The organism is Bradyrhizobium sp. Arg237L, assembly GCF_029990105.1.
In the GTDB taxonomy this organism is placed as follows: domain Bacteria; phylum Pseudomonadota; class Alphaproteobacteria; order Rhizobiales; family Xanthobacteraceae; genus Bradyrhizobium.
This window is the reverse complement of sequence record NZ_JAQMIL010000012.1, coordinates 36,960-55,491: the sequence shown is the minus strand read 5'-3', so window position 1 is coordinate 55,491 and position 18,532 is coordinate 36,960. Positions and strand designations below refer to the sequence as shown.

Below are 18,532 nucleotides of genomic sequence, written 5' to 3'. Positions count from 1 at the left end.
CATAAGGCCTTATGGCACAAACCTGTTAACGATGATTAAGAATGTCTTAATCGCGGCCATTTCATTCGCATCGCTCAACCAATAGGATGTTTCCGGATGTAGCGGACAAGCGGCCGACGGGCGTGCTTGCGTACCGTTTTACGGGGACGGGACGGCTTGAGCTTGCGGGGGACAATGTTCGCAAGATCGCCGACGCGTATTAGTTGAGAGGGCTCAGACTTAACATGGCGAACAATCCCAAGAAGGTGAAAGATCCCACCGAAGTCGCACTGTCTGCCATTCAGGAAGCTCTGAACATCGGTGAGAACAGTGCCGAGCCCAACCGCGATGTGATCAGTACCAGTAGCGGCGAAGCCGCGCCGCCGGCGATGCCTGCTGCGACCACGCCCTTCCCCGAAACTCCGTTCGAGCCGCGTCCGAGCGGCGAGCGATCGGTGTTCGAACCGATCGAGGAGCAGCGCGGCCCCCGGCGCGCCGCCAATGACGACCGCGAGGCGATCGGACAGCTCCTGCAGGCGCTGCAGAAGGGCAGCCCTACCCGTAACGTCTACACCTTTGCGTCGATCTTCACCGGCGTCTGGCTGGTCGGCTGCGGCCTGCTGACCGTGAGCTTCCTGTCCTCGCTGCAGGCCGCGATCGGCCAGAGCGGCGGCGTCCTGGTGCTGGCGGGCCTCGCCTGCCTGTTCCTCGCGCCCGTGCTGCTGTTCTACTTCCTCGCGAGCCTTGCCTGGCGCGGGCAGGAGATGCGGATGATCGCGCAATCGATGGCGCAGGTCGCGATCCGCTTCTCTGAGCCCGAAGGGGCGGCGAGCGATTCCATGGTCACGGTCGGACAGGCGATCCGCCGCGAGGTCGCGGCGATGGGTGACGGCATCGAGCGCGCGATCGCACGCGCCGGCGAACTCGAGACGCTGGTCGCCAACGAGGTCTCGGCGCTGGAGCGCGCCTATTCCGACAACGAGGTGCGCATCCGCGCGCTGTTGCAGGACATCGCCCACCAGCGCGACAATCTGGTCGGACAGGCCGAGCAGGTGCGCAGCGCCATTTCCGGCGTGCAGATCGACCTGCGCCACGACATCGCGCTGATCTCGGATGCGATCGCCTCACGCGTCGACGAAGTCGCAAAGAGCATCACCGGCGCGCTGGAAGAGCGCGGCCAGCACATCACCCAGGCGTTGAGCCACGCCGGCGACAACATGATCCTTGCGCTCGGCGAGCGCGGCGGCGACCTGCTCGACCGGCTCGAGGAAGCCAGCTCCGAGACCACGCGCGCGGTGCTCGATGCCTCCGAGCGGCTGACGAGCAGCCTCAACTTCAAGACCGGCCACGTCCACGACGAATTCGTCGACCTCGCCGACCGCGTCCATGAGATGCTGAACGAGCGCATCGACCGCATCACCGGCGAATTCGAGCAGCGCGCCGTGAGCGTTGTCGAGGGCATCTCCGAGCGCACCGAACTGGCGCACGATTCCCTGAAGAATTCCTCCGACTCGCTCCTGCTCGAGCTCGAGCTGCGCAGCGGCGACCTCGTCACCAAGATCGACGAGGCCGGCAATCGGCTGGCCAGCCACATCCTCACCTCCGGCGACAAGGCGGGCGAAGTGCTCGACGTCACCGTCAATTCGCTGGTTGCCAGGGTGGTGAGCCAGACCGAGACCGCGCACGACTCGCTCTCGCTGCAGATGAGCGCCTTCGACGAACTGGTGAAAAACCAGGGCTCGGACCTGGCGGAGAAGTTCGCCCGCGACTCCGGCACACTCGGCGCGCTGATCACCCGCCACATCGCGGAATTCGACCGCACCGTGAAGATGTTCGGCGGCGAGATCGTCGAGCGCATGGGCCAGCGCACCGAGGACATCGCTAACACGCTGAAGGACTATGTCGACAATTTCGACACCCGCCTCACCTCCAACAGCGGCGAGATCACGGCGACCCTCGACCAGCGCCTCTTGCAGTTCGAGACCACGCTCGGCGACCGCGTCACCAGCCTTGACTCGTCGCTCGACAGCAAGCTCGCCATGTTCGACAACGCGCTCAGCGGCCGCGTCAACACGCTCGACAGCTCGCTGGAGAACCGGCTCGGCACGCTCAACGCCTCGCTCGAGACCCGGCTTGGCTTCCTCGACAACTCGCTCGACGGCCGCCTCAAATGGCTCGACGAGTCGATCGATGGCCGCCTGAAGTCGCTGGAACAGACCTTCGACACTCGCACCAGCTCGGTCACCCAAACGATCGATGGCCGGCTCGGCATGCTCTCGACCTCGCTCACCGAAGGCGCGGCGCAGGCGATCCAGTCGATCGACTCCCGCCTCGGCCTGCTCACCTCCTCGCTCACCGACGGCGCCGCGCAGGCGATCGAGGCGCTCGATCGCCGCATCGCCAGCGTCACCGAAACCGTGGACGGCCGCAGCGCGCATCTGACCGACACCATCTCGGCCCGGTTCCTGGAAATCCACCAGGGCATCGAGACCCGCGTTGGCGCCATCGCCGGCGACATCGACACCCGCGTGGCGCAGTTCGAGGACCTCCTGGGCTCGCGCGTCGAGGCGGTCGCGGGCCGCATCGAAAGCAGCGGACGCCAGGCCAGCGACGAGCTGATGGCGCGCGCTGAACTGCTCTCCTCCGGCATCAAGTCGCATGTCGAGGACGCCGAGCGCTCGCTCACCAACCTGGTAGTCAACACCAGCGAGACCATCCAGACCGGCGCGCGCACCGCGCAGCAGTCGCTGCTGACGGTCTCCTCCGACGTCGGCGCGCAGCTCAAGCTCACTGCCGGCGAAGTGGAGGCCGCGCTGACCGCAGTCGGCGCCGGCGCCGCAAGCTCGATCCTGTCCAGCGCCCGCGATGCCCAGGCCTCGCTGATGGCGGCCACGGGCGAGGTCGCCTCCCAGGTCAAGGCGCTGTCGACCGATGTCGAGCGCACCCTGCAGACCGTCGGCAGCGCGACCGCTGCCTCGATCCTGTCGGGAGCACGCGAGGCCCAGACTGCGCTGGTCAGCGCCTCCACCGACGCGGCAAGCCAGGTCAAGTTGCTGGCCGTCGACGTCGAGCGCTCGCTGACGCTCGCCGGCACCGCCACCGCCGAAGCCGTCACGACCGGTGCGCGCGAAGCGCAGAACACGCTGATCGCGGCATCGACCGACATCACGAACCAGATCAAATCGCTGGCGGGCGATGTCGAACGCTCGCTCACGCTTGCGGGCGGCTCGACGGCGGAAGCAGTCGTTGCCAGCGCACGCGAGGCCCAGAGCACGCTGACGACAACCTCGACCGACATCACCACCCAGGTGAAGGCACTCTCGGTCGATGTGGAGCGCTCGCTGTCTGCCGCAGGCACATCGACGGCCGAGGCAGTCCTGAGCAGCGCCCGTGAGGCGCAGAACAGGCTCACGTCGGCCTCGACCGAGGCGGCAAACCTAGTCCGAACGCTAACCGCCGACGTGCAGAGCTCGCTGGTTGCGGCCTCAACCGACGCTGCAAACACGGTCACGACGCTGACTGCCGACATGCAGCGCTCGCTATCCATGGCCGGCACGGCCACCGCAGAGTCGATCACCTCAGGCGCACGCGAGGCGCAGACCACGCTGGTTTCCGCGTCAACCGAAGCCGCAAACACCGTCAAGGCGCTGGTCGCTGACGTGCAGCGCTCGCTGTCCATGGCCGGCGCGGCCACCGCGGAGTCAGTCACCTCAGGCGCGCGCGAGGCCCAGAACACGCTGGTTGCCGCATCGACCGAAGCTGCAAACAGCGTCACGACGCTGGTCGCTGACATGCAGCGCTCGCTGTCGATGGCTGGCGCGGCCACCGCGGAGTCGATCACCTCGGCTGCCCGCGACGTTCAGAGCACACTGATCACCGGATCGTCGGAGGCAGCCAACCACGCCAAGTCGCTGGCGATCGATATCGAGCGGACACTGACCGCAGTCGGCGCCGACACCGCCGCGGCCATCCTGAGCAGCGCGCGCGAGGCGCAGACCTCGTTCACGTCGACCTCCGCCGACGCGGCAAATCAGATCCAGGCCATCTCGGTCCAGATCGAGCGCTCGCTCGCTGTCGTCACGGCGAACACCACCGACACGATCCAGATCTCGGCGCAGAACGCGCACAGCTCGCTGGTCGCCGCCGCCAACGAGGTCTCCTCGAAGGTCAAGACGACGTCCGCCGACATCGAGCGTTCGGTGCTCGCCGCCTCCAGCCAGTTCGGCTCGACCATGACCAGCAAGACCGACGAGATCGTCACCTATGTGCAGCAGCAGGCCGAGCGGCTGGCACACATGGTCGATACCCGTCGCGGTACACTGGTGGAAGCGCTCACCAACAAGAGCGCGCAGCTCGCCACCGATATCGACCGCGCCACCGCGGACGCGCTGAAGTCGATCGAGATGCGCGGCCATACCTTCGCGCAGACGATGGCGAGTCACGGCACCGAAGTCGCGCGCAACATCACCTCCGCCGGCGACCTTGCGACCGGCGCGGTGGCGAAGTCGCTGAAGGACCTCGAGCACTCCTCGCGCGCGGCGATCGACCAGTCGCGCCAGGTCTCGATTGCCGCCGTCACCGAGATGCAGGAGACCAGCAAGATCCTGCGCACGGATACGGTGGCGCTGTTCGAGCGGCTGCGTGAGGGCAACATCCTCTTGCAGGAGGTGCTCACCGGCGCCCACGACAACCTCAACTCGCTCGAGCGCGCGCTCGTGACCCGCGTCGCCGACTTCGTCTCGGCGATGAACGACGTCACCTCGCGCAACGGCGTTGCGACCCAGACCCTGGAAGACCAGCTCACGGTGTTCAACAGCAAGACCCAGAAGGCGCTGGAGGACCTCGGCGAGCTCTCGACCCAGTTCGACACCCACGGCCGCGCATTGGTCGAAGCCGCCGCATTGGTGGAACAGAGCAACCGCAACACCACGGGCTCGATCGCCGAACGCAAGGCGACGCTGGAATCGCTGGTCACCACCATCGACCTGCGCACCACGGATCTCGACCAGCGACTATCGCGCTTCACCGGCCTGCTCGATGAATCGCTCGCCGCGGCCGAGGAGCGCGCCCGCGACATCGCCCGCGTGGTGGCGGAGACCGCCGGCGCCGGTTCGGCGGCGATCAGCCGCCAGTTCGAGGCCGTGCGCACTGCGGCGGAGAACGAGCGGCAGCAGACGCTCGACGCGATGAGCGACCTGTACCAGCAGAGCACCCAGGAAACGGATGCGATGTTCAAGGAATCGACGGAGAAGTTCTCCGCGATGGTGCAGTCGATGAAGCAGATGGCGGCCGAGATGCACAACGAGCTCGAGGCAACCCGCACCGAGCTGCGCCGCGGCGTGCTCGAGATGCCGCAGGAGGCCGCGGAGAACACCGCTCAGATGCGCAAGGTGATCGTCGACCAGATCGAGGCGCTGGCCGAACTCAACCGCATCGTGGCCCAGCACGGCCGCGGGCTCGACGTCGCGACCAATAGCCGGGCCAGCGCGCAGCGCCAGGACGAGACCGTGATGGTCGCTGCCGCCGGCGGTCGCACAAGCGATGTCCGCATGCGCGGCGACTATGGCAGCGCATCGACCCTGCCGCCGCCGGACCTCGGCGTGCCGGCGCCGGCCTCGCGCCGCACCGAGGCGCCGCCGGTCAGCCCGGCGACGCCCCCGGATAACGGCCGTGACGGCTGGCTGTCGGACCTGCTCAACCGCAGCGAGACCCCTGCCCCCGCGCCCCGCGAAGCGCCGCGTCCCCGTCCGCAGGCTGCCGCCGCCAATCCGCTGGAATCGCTGTCGCTCGACATCGGCCGGCTGATGGACCGCAACCTCGCGGCCGAGATGTGGGATCGCTACCAGCGCGGCGAGAACAAGGCGTTCAGCAAGCGGCTCTACACGCCGGCCGGCCAGAAGGCCTTCGACGAGGTCGCCCGCAAATACCGCTCCGATCGCGGCTTCAAGCAGACGGTCGACCGCTACATCGCCGAGTTCGAGCGGCTGCTCGACGAAGTCGCCCGCGACGACCGCGGCCCGCAGTCGCTGCGCAACCACCTCACCTCGGAGACGGGTCTGGTGTACACCCTGCTCGCGCATGCCGCGGGGCGGTTGGGGTGAGACGCGAATAGCGAGTGGCGAATAGCGAATAGCGAAACGGAGGCCTTCGGCCTCCGTTTTTTGTTTTCATTATCATCAAGGCGCCCAGCCGGTGCTCCGCCCCTTGATGAGGAAGGTTATCGTGATATATAGATAATCACGCTAACCTTAGCCGGATTGGAACCCATGGCCACGGCTGACAAAACCATTGAGCTGTCAGGCATCGGAACATTGAGCGGGACGCCGGAACAGGTCCGAACCAGACTTGGCCGCCTGCACGCGGAGCGCGTCATCGCATTGACGTTGGAGCACGGGAACGAGGCCGCCGTCAGAGCGCTTGCGGAGACGGTCGCCAATCTCGCGCCATTGGTCCGGACCATTCTTGAGCGCCGCCAGGATGAAGCGCTCCATTCGATCATAGAGGCGCTCGTCCCGGAGGTCCCCCTTCCTCGGCACAAGCTGGTCGAAGCCCGCATGACGGCTGAAGCGCGCAGGGCTGTGCTCGAGAGCGGCGATTGGTTAACCGCGGCACAGATCGCTGAGATCGCAGGATTTAGTGCCAGCAATCCCAGCGCCCAGCCGAATAAATGGAAGAGGGACGGACAGATCTTCGCCGTACGCCATCGCGGTGTGGACTATTTTCCAGGTTACGCCCTGCATCCTTCGACCGACTATCGCCCGGCCAAAGGCTTTGCGCAGGTGCTGGCCGTATTCGGCGAGCGGAAGGATGACTGGGGCCTCGCTTACTGGTTTGCCTCGGTCAATAGCTTCCTTGGCGGCAAGCGACCGCAGGACTTGCTGATAGACCAGCCCGCGCGCGTGATCGCCGCGGCGGAGGACGAGGTAGCCGGCGTACTGCATGGCTAAACGGAAATCCGGGGCCGGCCATGCGGCGGCTCGGCCATCGGTCGTGCCGGCACCGCCCGGCGATCTGGCCAAGTTGGTGAAGACAGTGACTTGGCCGAAAGGCCAGGTCATTCATCGAATCCATCTGAAAATCTACGGGAGCAGTGAGTTCAATCCGGGTCTGACAGGCAACGCGCGGTTCAGCCCGATCAAGGCTTCAGACGGCGCAAATATCCCCACGCTCTATGGCGGCACGACATTCGATTGTGCTGCCATGGAGACTGTCTTCCATGACGTCCCCTTCAGCGCGGGACTGAAGACATTCGACAAGTGGAAGCTGACCGATCAGGCCTATTCGCAACTGACTTCGAAACGAGACCTCAATCTGGCTGACCTGAGCGGAACGGCACTCCGGAAGCTCGACATCCAGCGCAACGAGTTCATTGATACCGAGAAGGACAAATACCCGGACACGCGGAAATGGGCCGAGGCCATCCACGCTGCGTGCCCTGGCGCCGAGGGACTCTTTTGGGTGTCGCGGCAGGATGATCGCGCGTTTGCAATCGTTCTCTTCGGGGATCGCCTCGCCGCGGCCGACCTCTTGCCAAGTCGAGATCCATGCAGCGTGTTGGCCGACGTCACCGTCTACACGGACTTGCTGGCCCTTGCCGAACGGATCGGAGTCGACATTGTGGGCGGAAGGTAGGAAACGGCCAGTAGATCAAGCGCCAGCGTATCAGCTTTCTCCGAGAATCCGACGCGTCCCTACCCGCCACCGATCACTATCGCCTGCGTTCCGGCCCTACCGACCTCGGCGGGGGCGGCGGTTCGGATGCATTGCTGTTGCTGCTGCCGGCGCCGAACAACAGCCGGGTCGGGTTGCGGTCGAGGTTGTTCACGGCGCGGCTGATGTCGCTGAGCGTCCTGCGGCCGTCGGCCATCAGCGCGCCGGAGCGCTTGTCAAAATCTTCGGCGAGCTCGCGGATCGATTTCACCATCTGAGCCAGTTCGCCGCCGCGATCACCGCCGGCGATGCTGTTGAGGCCGAGCATGAGGTTGTCGGCCTTGCCCATCACGCCGTCGACCCTCAACATCACGTTGTCGATCTTCTCGGAATTGCGCGCGAGCGCCGCGGTGAAGGTTTCGAGATTGCGCAGCGAGTTCTTCACCGACTCTTGATTGTCGGCAACGATGCGGTTGACGTTCTGCAGCGTCGCGCGGATCGCTTCGGTGACGTCCTGCAGCGCCCTGGGATCGGCGGTCAGCACGGGGATGCCGTCCTCATCGAGCGGCACCGGGGGCGCCGTCTCCTCGCCGCCCTTCAGCGAAATCGCGGCAACGCCCGTCAGCCCCTGGAATTCGAGGCCGACCAGGGTGTCCTTGCGGATCGGCGCGCTGTTCTCAACCATCGCGAATGCGACCACGCGACGTGGATTGTCGAGCCTTACCGAGATGACTTCCCCTATCCTGATACCATTAAAATTGACATTACCGCCGTTGCGCAGACCCGAGGCCGGGCCTTCAAAGATCACCCGCAAGGGGCTGCGCTGCTTGGTGGTATGCAAGCTCTGGAACCAGAGCACGAAGCCGAACGCAGCCGCAATCACCGCCAGCGTGAAGGCGCCGATCAGGACATAGTTCGCCCGGGTTTCCATCGATGACTCCAGCTACTCGTCCAAGCTCAGGCTCCGCCGTGGCGGAACCGTCACTGATCCTTTTCTCTCGCGCATGATCTTGTCCGAAAACCGGTTTCCACCTGTCGGGACCATGCGCTAGCCGATGACGGCGCGGGCGCGTTTGCCATGGAAATATTGCCGCAGCCAAGGGTGCTGCGATGCCTGCATGTCGGCGATCGATCCTGCGGCAATGATCTTACCGTTCCCTAAAACGGCGATGCGGTCGCACGCGGTATATAGGCTGTCGAGGTCGTGGGTTACCATGAAAACGGTCAACCCCAAAGTCCGCTGCAGGGTGCGCACCAGTTCGTCGAACTCGCCGGCGCCGATCGGGTCCAGGCCCGAAGTCGGCTCATCCAGGAACACGAGCTCGGGATCGAGCGCGAGCGCGCGTGCCAGCGCTACGCGCTTGATCATGCCGCCGGAGAGCTCGGAAGGATAGCGGTCGGCGACCTCGGGTTTCAGCCCGACCATCACGAGTTTCGCCACCATGATCTCGTCCAAGAGCCGCTGCGAGACCCTCAGATATTCGCGCACCGGAAACTGGATGTTCTGCCGCACGGTGAGCGAGGAGAACAGCGCGCCCTGCTGGAACAGGACGCCCCAGCGCCGTTCGACCCGGCGCCGTTCGCTGGAACTGGCGGCATCGAGGTCGATGCCGAATACTTCGATGCGTCCCGACACCTTCGGCACCAGCCCGATGATGGTGCGCGTCAGCACCGACTTGCCGGCGCCGGAGGGCCCGACAAAGCCCAGGATCTCGCCGCGCTTCACATCGAGGTCGAGACCGTCGAGCACGCGGGTCCTGCCGAACTGCACCGTGACGTCGCGGACACGGATGATGGCGTCGGAAATGGGCTGCACCACCATGGTCACATCCCGATCGACGCGAAGAAGATCGCGAACACGCCGTCCATCACGATGACGAAGAAGATGCCCTTCACCACCGATGACGTCGTGTGCTGGCCGAGCGATTCCGCGCTGCCCTGCACCGCCAGCCCCTCGACGCAGGCGACGATGCCGATCACGGCCGCCATCACCGGCGCCTTGACCATGCCGACGATGAAATGATTGATCGAGATGGCGTCGCGCAGCCGCAGCAGGAACGCTTCCGGATCGACGCCGCCATAGAGCCAGGCGACAAGGCCGCCGCCATAAAGCGCGGCCATTGCGCCGAGAAAGACAAGGATCGGCAGCGCCAACACCAGCGCCAGCATGCGCGGCAACACCAGCACCTCGATCGGATCGAACCCCATGGTGCGTAGCGCGTCGATTTCTTCGCGCATCTTCATCGAGCCGAGCTCGGCGGTGTAGGCGCTGCCCGAGCGTCCGGCAACCATGATAGCAACGAGCAACACGCCGATCTCGCGCAGCACCAGCACGCCGAGCATGTCGACCACGAAGATGTCGGCGCCGAACCTCCGGAAATGAAAGATGCCTTGCTGCGCGATGATGCAGCCAATCAGGAAGGTGATCAGCACCACGATCGGCACCGCACGCCAGCACACCTGCTCCAGATGGTGGATGGTCGAGGTCAGGCGGAACGAGCGCGGGCGGATCAAGACGTGCCCGCTCGCGACAAGCACGGCGCCGAGCATGTCGACCAATCCGATGATCGTGCCGCCGATGCCGACCACCACCCGGCCGATCTGGTCCAGCATGGCCGTGATCGAGACCGGGCCGGTCTCGGCCTCCGGCGTTTCCTTCACCCGCTGCACCTCGTCGACCAGGCTCGAATAGTTTTCCGAGAGCCCGGCGATGATCGCCTCGCCGCCACCATGGCTCAGGCTGCGCCTGAGCCGCTCGATCAACCAGGCGCCGAAGGTGTCGAGCTTGGAGACCTGGGAGACGTCGATGAAGATGTCAGGACGGGTGCCGCGGAGTTTTTCCGCATCGGCCACCATCCGCTCCAGCACGGGCGCAAAACGGGCCGTCCACGGCCCTGCGGCGCACAGGGCAAGGCCGTCGCTCTGTGCTATCCGTTCCAGTGTCGGGTCGCCGTTCAAAATGCCCACCCCAGGCTGGTTGGCTCGTTCGAAAGATAGGAATTCGAACGCCGCATTGCCTTGTAGAATCTGGCCCTAACCAGCCATAGTTGGTAGCGCCTCGCAAGCGCACGGTCCAGAAATTGCGGGATTTTGAAATGACTTCCAGCCGATCCGCGCGCCTAACGCGACAGCTTGCCGCCTTTATCGAACGCTGGCCGATCGCGGGCGCCTTCACCATCAGCCGGGGCGCCAAGACCGAGGCCGTTACCGTCGTGGCCGAGGTCAGCCTGGATGGGATGACCGGCCGCGGCGAATGCGTGCCCTACCCGCGCTATGGCGAGACGCCGGAGGCGACGCTTGCGGCGATCCAGGCGATGCAGGAACCCCTCGCGGCCGGCATGGACCGGGAAGCCCTGCAGACGCAAATGCCGCCAGGCGCCGCCCGTAACGCGCTGGATTGCGCCCTGTGGGACCTCGAGGCCAAGCGGGCCGGCAGCCGGATCTGGAACCTGCTCGGGCGCAGTGCGCCAGCCCTCTGCACCACGGCCTACACGATCTCGCTGGGGACGCCGGAAGCGATGGCGGAAGCGACCGCCAGGGCCGCGCACCGGCCGCTGCTCAAGATCAAGCTCGGCGGCGACGGCGATGGCGCGCGTATCAAAGCGGTACGCAGGGCGGCGCCGAACGCCGAACTGATCGTCGACGCCAATGAGGCCTGGACGGCGGACAACCTCGCCGACAACCTCGGCGCCTGCGCGGACGCCGGCGTCACGCTGGTGGAGCAGCCCCTGCCGGCCGGCAACGATGCGGCGCTGGCGCAGATCAAGCGGCCGCTTGCGGTCTGCGCCGACGAAAGCGTGCATGCACGCGCCTCGCTGGAGGGGCTCCGTGACCGCTACGACGCGGTCAACATCAAGCTCGACAAGACCGGCGGCCTGACCGAAGCGCTCGCGATGGCGGATGCCGCGCAGGCGCTCGGCTTTGACATCATGGTCGGCTGCATGGTCGCGACCTCGCTCGCTATGGCGCCGGCGATGCTGCTCACGCCACAGGCGCGCTTCGTCGATCTCGATGGCCCCTTGTTGCTCGCGCGCGACCGCGACCATAGGCTGCGTTACGACGGCAGCCTCGTCTATCCGGCGGAGGCCGCGCTCTGGGGCTGATGGAGCCCCTTTTTGACGCGTTTTCTTAACGCTAACCGGTACCCACTTCGCTTGAAAACGCTATCCGGTGCCGCCCCAGCCACATCACGAGTGCACCTGACGCTGCCATTGCCGCCATCAGGTAATAGACGCCCTGGCCGTAGCGGGCATAGACGACGCCGCACAGGATCGAGGTGCTGCTCGAGACGATGCCGCTGCAGGCGGCAAGGTAGCCCTGCCCGCGCGCCATGATGTGCCCCGGCACCTGGCGCACCAAAAGCCCCATGATGCCGACCTGCGTCAGGCCGAAGGTCAGCCCATGCGTGAGTTGCACGACGGCCAGGATCGGAAGCGGCGGATCCTGTGCGGTGATCACCCAGCGCGCGACCCCGGCCAGTGCGCCGATCACGACTAGCATCGCCGGGGCCAGCGTGAGGCGCGGCGATACCGCAAACAGCACGATTTCCGCGAGCACGCCGAGCGACCACAGCGCTGCAATCGTGAGCCCGCCGAGACCAGCCTGCTTCCAGACGATGGAGGCAAAGATATAGTAGGCGACATGGCTGCCCTGGATCAGCGCGGAAGCTGCGATGATCGCAAGAAAGCCGCGATCGCGCAGCAGCGCGACGCCGCCGCGCTGTGCGGTCTCGGCCCTCTTTGCGACCTCGAGCGGCCGCAGGCCTAAGCTCGTGAGCGCGCTAACTCCCGCTACGGCAGCGATGATCCAGATCAGGTGCTCCGCCGCGACTTCATCGACCAGCAACCCGCACAAGAGCGCGCCGACCACGAAGGCGGCCGAACCCCACAGCCGCAGCGGGCCATAGTTCAGTCCGTAATGCGTCACGCCGCGGAGCGCATAGGCATCGGTGAGCGGCCCCGTCGGCGTCCACAGGCAGCAGGTGACGACGAAGACCAGGAATACCGGCAGCGCCTGGTGCTGGGTGCCGATGAGGGCAAATCCGAGCGCGGTCGCGGCCGCCGTGATCATGATGGCGCCGCGCAGCATCCGCCGCCGCTCGGCGAGGGACGTGATCAGCGGCAGCACGGTGAAGCGGGTCACCGCGGGCACCGCCGTGATGATGCCGATCCAGGACGCCTCGATCCCCACCGCCTTCAGCCAGAGCGGGAAGAACGGCAGATAGGTGCCGAGCATCCCGAACATGGTCCCGTAAAAGGTTCCGAGGCGAGCCGCGAATCGCTTAGCATCCGCTTGCGGCGCTGCAGGAATTTGTGATTCGGAAGCCATCAATCCAATTGCGATTCGCCTGATATCGTGGTGTTCGTTATCGCAGCGCGCCGCAATTTGCGCGACGAGATTTGCATGGCCAACGAAGCATTCGCCCTTTCGCCGATCACAGCCCGCCCGGTGCAGCCGGGCGAGGATGATTACCACGCGATCAGCGAAGCCTTCATGGAGACGGCGCGCGGCCGCTGGTTCCTCTCCGAATATGCCAAGCGCAACCGCAACGCCGACACCCGCCTGGTGCTGGATGCGGTGGCCCGGCTCGAGGAAAGCCTCGCCACGCAGAGGCAGGCGGTCGAGCCGCCCGATTCGGGGCCGGCGATAGCCGAGGCCATCGCCGCGATCCGCGACGCGGTGGAGGCCGCGCAGGCATCTGCGGCCGAAGCGCTCGATAGCCTGGAGCTGGAGCAGAAGCTTGCCCCGGTGCGCAAGGGCGCGCGGGTGATCCGCGAGATCGCGTGGCGGCTGCGCGAGATCGGCAATGACGGACGCATCTGCGACCTCATCGATTCCCAGGTCGTCGCGATCGAGAACGGCGCCGCGCAGATTTCATCCGAGGACGCGAAGGCCGCGCTGGATGCCGCCTTCGCACCGATTGTGCAACGCCTCGCCCAGTTCTCCGAGGCCGATGAGACGCCCGCGCCGAGCGCCGAAGCGCCGGTGGCTCCCTCACCCGCACCTGCACCGAAGAGCCCCGCGGAGGAGCGCTCCTTTCACGTGGTAGAGGTCGAGGCTCTACCGGAGGCGCCGGCCGTCGCAGAGACGGTCGCCGCACCCCCCGCGCCGGAAGCCGCGGAAGAGACCATCACCGTCGCGGACGCGGAAGCCGCGCTCGCCGTCGCCGAGGCCGCGCTGGCGGAGGCTGAAGCCATCGAGCTTGCTCGCGCCACCGACGAAGCTGCCGCCGACGCTCATGACGAGGCCGTGCTCGACATGATCGCGATGGAGATGGGCGCGCCCGACCCGTTCGACGTTGAGGACGCCACGGCAGCGATCGCCGAAGAGCCACCTGTTGAACTCGAAGCACCGCCCGCGCCGGAAATCGTGCCGCAGGCGCCTGAGCTTGCCGCCGCGCTGCCGGAACCGCGGTTCGAGCTTCCGCCGCAGCCCACCTTCGTCGCGCCGCCCGAGCCTCCGGTCGAAATCTCGCTCGGCTCCACCATCATTGCCAACGGCATCGTCAAGAAGCCGAGCGCTGCCGCCAACGATCCGCTCGCACCTATCCGCCGCATGAGCCAGGCCGAGAAGATAGCGTTCTTCTCGTAGGCGCGAAAGCCGCTGTTGCGCGAGGAGACTCGCGTAGGGCGGCCAATGTCTCGTTACAAGAGTTGTGATAAAGTGGGCCGCACAGACATGCGCGGCTGCTAGCGTCCACGCACTCTGTGCCAACTGCGAGTGAAGCAACGCACGCGAAGGCCATCCTGACGACAGGTGCAAACGACGGACTCATATCATGAGGCGGTCGACATCGGCGGACGAACCTTCGAGCATTCAGCGCCGCGTGCTGCTTGATCCGCGCGACGGCGACGTCGAGGACGATGCCGCCAGCCCCGGACAGCGTTCGCTGCTTGCTATTGCCGGCAGCCTGCTCGTCGAGATCAGCCTGCCGAAGCTCTTGTTCGCGTGGACCGCGTTGCTCCTGCTGCCGGCCGTGCTGCTTGGCCTTGCGCCGCTCTTGGCTTCCGCCTGGCTTTCAATCTTGTCCGAAAAAATCCTGGTCCTGACGGAAATCGGCGCGGCATTGATGCTCATCGCGATCGTCGCGCTGGGATGGTTCGGCTGGCGGCCGCTGCTGCGGATCGTCGAGATCAGTTTCTGGTCGCTCAACGCGCTCGCCGTGCAGCCGAGCTATGCGTTCTGCCGCGAGGCACTGCGCCACCTAACGGAACGGATCTGGCGGAACAGCCTGACCCCCACGTTGCGCATGCGAGTGCGGCGTGCGTGCTCGCTCGGCGCCGGCATCCTGCTCAGCGCAGGTGCGGCATTGATCGCGATCCTGGTTTGGCCGGCCTCGCGATGGACTGCCGGCCTGATCGATCTGGCCCAAGGCCATCATCTCGTGATGACGACGTTGGCCAACGCCATCGTGCTCGTGTGCTGCTATCTCGCCGCCGCATCATTAGCTTGGGGTTTTGCGGATGCCAGCATGGATCAGCCGGCCGATCTTGCCGCGTTTGACGTCCCTCGATCCGATGCACGCATCTGGCGCGTTGCACATCTGTCGGATGTCCATGTCGTCGGCGAGCGATATGGCTTCCGCATCGAGAGCGGACGCGCCGGCCCGTGCGGCAATGAGCGCTTCGCCGCCGTGTTCGCGCGTCTCGCCGCCATTCATGCCGCCGATCCGCTCGATCACGTGCTGATCAGCGGCGATATGACGGACGCAGGACGCGCAAGCGAATGGGCCGAATTCCTCGAGGCATTGTCAGAGCACCCTGATCTTGCAACACGGACGATCGTGCTGCCGGGCAATCATGACGTGAACATCGTCGATCGGGCCAACCCTGCCCGGCTCGACTTGCCGTTCAGCCCCGGCAAGCGGCTGAGGCAAATGCGAACCCTGTCGGCGATATCGGCCATTCAGGGCGATCGGGTGCGCCTCGTCGACAAGTCAGGCAAAGTCGCGGCCACGCTGGACGATCTCCTCACGCCGCATCGCGAACAGATTGTTGCGTTCGCCGAACGCGGCGGCGTGCGTCGGGGCGCCGGGCTTCGCCGGCTGTTCGAGGACCAATTCCCGATGATCCTTCCCCCAGAGCAGGAAGAGGGTCTCGGAATAGCCATCCTCGACTCCAATGCCGAAACCCACTTCTCCTTTACCAACGCGCTCGGGCTGGTCTCTCTCGAACAGGTGCAGCGGCTGGAGGCCGCCATCAGCTATTTTCCGAAGGCACGCTGGATCGTCGCGCTGCACCACCACCTTGCGGAATATCCCATGCCGACGACGAAGTTCTCGGAGCGCATTGGGACGGCATTGATCAATGGGAGTTGGTTCGTTCGTAGACTGCAAGCCTTTGCCGATCGCGTCGTGGTGATGCACGGTCACCGCCACATCGATTGGATCGGTGCATGTGGCGCATTGAAAATCATCTCCGCCCCCTCGCCGGTGATGAACGCTGCCGATGATGCGCCAAGCTATTTCTACATTCACCGGCTAACTAGCGGTCAGGGCGGAACGCTTTGCCTTGCCGAACCCGAAAAGGTGGAGGTTATACGCAGCTAAGTCTTTGCCCGCTTCGCATCCGCCGGTCCTCCGAGCAGATCGGCGAGCCAGCGCGTCGACGGGTGCTCGGCAGAGAAGGTGAGAAGCGCAAGCGTGATTGGCACGCCGATGAAGGTGCCGAACAGGCCCCACAGGAAGGTCCACAGGAAGATCGCAAACAGCACGATGAACGGCGATATCGACAGCGTGTTGCCGGCGACGCGTGGCTCGACATAGCTGCCGACCACGAACTGGATGATGTTGAGGCAGGCAAAGACACCGAACACCGCCGGCCAGCTCTCGAATTGCGTCATGGCAAGCAGCGTGGGAAACAGCGTGGCGATGAAAGGGCCGATGAAGGGGATGTAGTTCAGCACGAAGGCGATCACGCCCCACTCGAACGCAAATGGCAATCCGGTAACGCCGGCGAAAAGACCGACCAGAAGTCCGGTGACCGCGCTCATCTGCGTGCGCACCAGTAAGTATTTCCGAAATTTGGCCGCGGTCGCCGCACTGCCATTGAGCAAGACGCGCGCCGCCGTGGTGTTTTCCAATCTGTCGATTCTTCGCTTGACGTCCTCGACCTCGAGCAACCCCAGCACGACATAGACGAGCGCGATCAGCCAGAAGCTCAGCGTGGTGTTGACGCGGCCGGTGACGTATTGCGTGGCGCGCAGCAGCCAGCCGACGTTGAAATGCTCGGCCCAGAGGCTGGCAACCTCGATGCCATGGCCATCGAGCCACACCACGGCCCGTTCATAGAATGTCTGATACCGCGCCGCATCGGCAACCAGGAAGTGGCCGACGCGGCCAAAGCCCCATGCTGCCAGCGAAGCGAAGGCAAGGCAGACCGCCACCGTGACCAGCATGGTGATCGCGAGCGCTGCGAGTTTTGGCATCCATGACTGCAGCCACTTCTGCGCCGGCCAGACGATCGCGATGATGAAGAGAGCTGCAGCCAGCGGCGCCAGCACTGTCCTCGCCTGGGATGCAGCCGCGCCGACGAGCACCACGGCGATGATGACGGTTGCAACCCTCTGCCCGGAGCCGTCCCCCATCCTGGATTCCTCCGACCTTGCGCCAATCAAACATTGTCAGGTGCTTCAATCCGCCGCAAGGGTGGTCAGCCAATCGATCGGTTAGGGCCAGGGATTTGGACGCCGCGCCTTCATGCGCTGATTGCGCAGGCGCCGAAACGATGTTCAGCGCCGTAGCCCGGGTGGAGCGCAGCGTAACCCGGGAGCTCTGCATCGACGTCTACAGGAGGCCCCGGGTTGCGCTACGCTTCACCCGGGCTACCGAATCTCGGCCTTGTTCAGGCCACCAGCTTGGCGAACAGGTCGGCGTCGACATTGCCGCCGGAGAGAACGATGACGACGTTCTTGCCCTTGGCGTCGATGCGGCCGGCGAGCAAGGCGGCAAGGCCGACGGCGCCGCCGGGCTCGACCACCAGCTTCAGTTCGCGATAGGCGAACGCCACCGCTGCGGCGACTTCCTCATCCGAAGCCGAGACGCCGCGCGCCAGCAGCTTGCTGTTGATCGCAAACGTGAGCTCGCCCGGCATCGCCGCCATCAGCGCGTCGCAGATGGTGCGGGCTGCGGCGGGATGCGGCTCACGATGTCCCGCCTGCAGCGATAGCGCGTGGTCGTCATAGCCCTTCGGCTCGGCGACGATCACCTGGGCTTGTGGGAACTGAGCTTTCACCGCGGTCGCGACGCCCGCGATCAGTCCGCCGCCGGATGCCGGCGCCACCACGATGTCGGGGTCAAGCCCAAGCGCGGCCATGTCCTCGGCGATCTCGCGGCCTGCGGTGCCCTGCCCTGCGATCACGAAGGGATCGTCGTAGGGACGCACCAATGTCGCGCCACGCTTGCTCGCAATGCCATTGGCGATCGCCTCGCGGTCCTCGCGGTCGCGGTCATAGAGCACGACCTCGGCGCCATAGGACTTGGTGCGCTCGCGCTTGGTGATGGGCGAGTCCGCCGGCATCACGATGGTCGCCTGCATGTTGAGGATCTTCGCCGCTGCGGCCACACCTTGGGCGTGGTTACCAGAGGAGAATGCGACGACCCCGCCGCCGCGCTGGGCCTGCGGGATCGACGACAGCTTGTTGAAGGCGCCGCGGAACTTGAACGAGCCGGTCCGCTGCAGCATTTCCGGCTTCAGGAACACCTTGGTCCCGGCGCGCTCGTTGAGGACGGGAAAGGACAGCAGCGGCGTGCGCACCGCGAACGGCGCGACCACCTTTGCGGCGGCTTCGATATCAGCCGCGTCGACGGGTGGATTTGCGATGATTTCGGTCATACGCAATTTGTAACGCGGCCGCCGACAGGCCGGCAAGACGCTTCTGTGTGATGCACAGAAGGAGGTTCGTA

At 65.4% G+C, this 18,532-nt stretch carries 12 protein-coding genes; 6 read left to right on the top strand and 6 right to left on the bottom strand.

What is annotated here, in order from left to right:
• Positions 1–224 precede the first annotated feature (224 nt).
• The 3 genes from OZ411_RS09775 (at position 225) to OZ411_RS09765 (ending at position 7,611) form a co-directional block, all read left to right on the top strand.
• A complete protein-coding gene (locus tag OZ411_RS09775; RefSeq protein WP_282527772.1) occupies positions 225–6,080 on the top strand; it encodes a negative regulator of septation ring formation in 5,856 nt (1,951 codons plus the stop codon).
• A 165-nt stretch (positions 6,081–6,245) separates the two neighbouring features.
• Positions 6,246–6,926 (top strand): hypothetical protein, encoded by a 681-nt coding sequence (locus OZ411_RS09770; RefSeq protein WP_282527771.1) that lies wholly within the window; start codon positions 6,246–6,248, stop codon positions 6,924–6,926.
• A gap of 43 nt (positions 6,927–6,969) precedes the next feature.
• Complete coding sequence (locus OZ411_RS09765) at positions 6,970–7,611, top strand: RES family NAD+ phosphorylase (protein WP_282527770.1); 642 nt, start codon at positions 6,970–6,972, stop codon at positions 7,609–7,611.
• A gap of 76 nt (positions 7,612–7,687) precedes the next feature.
• On the opposite strand, the gene OZ411_RS09760 is transcribed toward OZ411_RS09765, so the two are convergent.
• The 3 genes from OZ411_RS09760 to OZ411_RS09750 form a co-directional block, all read right to left on the bottom strand.
• A complete protein-coding gene (locus OZ411_RS09760) occupies positions 7,688–8,560 on the bottom strand; it encodes an MlaD family protein (RefSeq protein WP_282527769.1) in 873 nt (290 codons plus the stop codon).
• Between the two features lie 117 nt (positions 8,561–8,677).
• Positions 8,678–9,451, bottom strand: coding sequence for an ABC transporter ATP-binding protein (locus OZ411_RS09755; RefSeq protein ID WP_130583978.1), 774 nt, complete (start codon positions 9,449–9,451; stop codon positions 8,678–8,680).
• Positions 9,452–9,453: 2 nt separating this feature from the next.
• Positions 9,454–10,587: an ABC transporter permease gene (locus OZ411_RS09750; RefSeq protein WP_130583981.1), complete on the bottom strand. Its 1,134-nt coding sequence runs from the start codon at positions 10,585–10,587 to the stop codon at positions 9,454–9,456.
• A gap of 137 nt (positions 10,588–10,724) precedes the next feature.
• On the opposite strand from OZ411_RS09750, the gene dgcA reads away from it, so the two are divergent.
• On the top strand, positions 10,725–11,732 hold the full coding sequence (dgcA, locus tag OZ411_RS09745) for an N-acetyl-D-Glu racemase DgcA (RefSeq protein WP_282527768.1): 1,008 nt from the start codon (positions 10,725–10,727) through the stop codon (positions 11,730–11,732).
• A 31-nt stretch (positions 11,733–11,763) separates the two neighbouring features.
• Here the strand turns inward: dgcA and OZ411_RS09740 are convergent, their stop codons facing one another.
• On the bottom strand, positions 11,764–12,957 hold the full coding sequence (locus OZ411_RS09740) for an MFS transporter (protein WP_282527767.1): 1,194 nt from the start codon (positions 12,955–12,957) through the stop codon (positions 11,764–11,766).
• Between the two features lie 120 nt (positions 12,958–13,077).
• Between OZ411_RS09740 and OZ411_RS09735 the strand changes: the two genes are divergently transcribed.
• The gene (locus OZ411_RS09735) at positions 13,078–14,220 is read left to right on the top strand and encodes a hypothetical protein (RefSeq protein ID WP_349016995.1); all 1,143 of its coding nucleotides are present in this window, start codon (positions 13,078–13,080) and stop codon (positions 14,218–14,220) included.
• A gap of 187 nt (positions 14,221–14,407) precedes the next feature.
• On the top strand, positions 14,408–16,177 hold the full coding sequence (locus OZ411_RS09730) for a metallophosphoesterase (protein ID WP_282527765.1): 1,770 nt from the start codon (positions 14,408–14,410) through the stop codon (positions 16,175–16,177).
• Here OZ411_RS09730 and OZ411_RS09725 read toward each other — a convergent pair.
• Together OZ411_RS09725 and OZ411_RS09720 are read right to left on the bottom strand one after the other, a co-directional pair.
• Positions 16,174–17,214, bottom strand: a complete 1,041-nt coding sequence (locus OZ411_RS09725) for an AI-2E family transporter (RefSeq protein ID WP_282527764.1) — start codon at positions 17,212–17,214, stop codon at positions 16,174–16,176. The two genes, OZ411_RS09730 and OZ411_RS09725, sit on opposite strands and share 4 nt — an antisense overlap.
• Before the next feature lie 257 nt (positions 17,215–17,471).
• Positions 17,472–18,461, bottom strand: coding sequence for a threonine/serine dehydratase (locus OZ411_RS09720; protein WP_282527763.1), 990 nt, complete (start codon positions 18,459–18,461; stop codon positions 17,472–17,474).
• Positions 18,462–18,532: the final 71 nt, after the last annotated feature.

Excerpts from the sequence above, each read along its gene's own strand:
- OZ411_RS09775 (WP_282527772.1), top strand. The coding sequence starts at position 225 with ATGGCGAACAATCCCAAGAAGGTGAAAGATCCCACCGAAGTCGCACTG.
- OZ411_RS09770 (WP_282527771.1), top strand. The coding sequence starts at position 6,246 with ATGGCCACGGCTGACAAAACCATTGAGCTGTCAGGCATCGGAACATTG.
- OZ411_RS09760 (WP_282527769.1), bottom strand. The coding sequence starts at position 8,560 with ATGGAAACCCGGGCGAACTATGTCCTGATCGGCGCCTTCACGCTGGCG.
- OZ411_RS09755 (WP_130583978.1), bottom strand. The coding sequence starts at position 9,451 with ATGGTGGTGCAGCCCATTTCCGACGCCATCATCCGTGTCCGCGACGTC.
- dgcA (WP_282527768.1), top strand. The coding sequence starts at position 10,725 with ATGACTTCCAGCCGATCCGCGCGCCTAACGCGACAGCTTGCCGCCTTT.
- OZ411_RS09740 (WP_282527767.1), bottom strand. The coding sequence starts at position 12,957 with ATGGCTTCCGAATCACAAATTCCTGCAGCGCCGCAAGCGGATGCTAAG.
- OZ411_RS09730 (WP_282527765.1), top strand. The coding sequence starts at position 14,408 with ATGAGGCGGTCGACATCGGCGGACGAACCTTCGAGCATTCAGCGCCGC.
- OZ411_RS09725 (WP_282527764.1), bottom strand. The coding sequence starts at position 17,214 with ATGGGGGACGGCTCCGGGCAGAGGGTTGCAACCGTCATCATCGCCGTG.
- OZ411_RS09720 (WP_282527763.1), bottom strand. The coding sequence starts at position 18,461 with ATGACCGAAATCATCGCAAATCCACCCGTCGACGCGGCTGATATCGAA.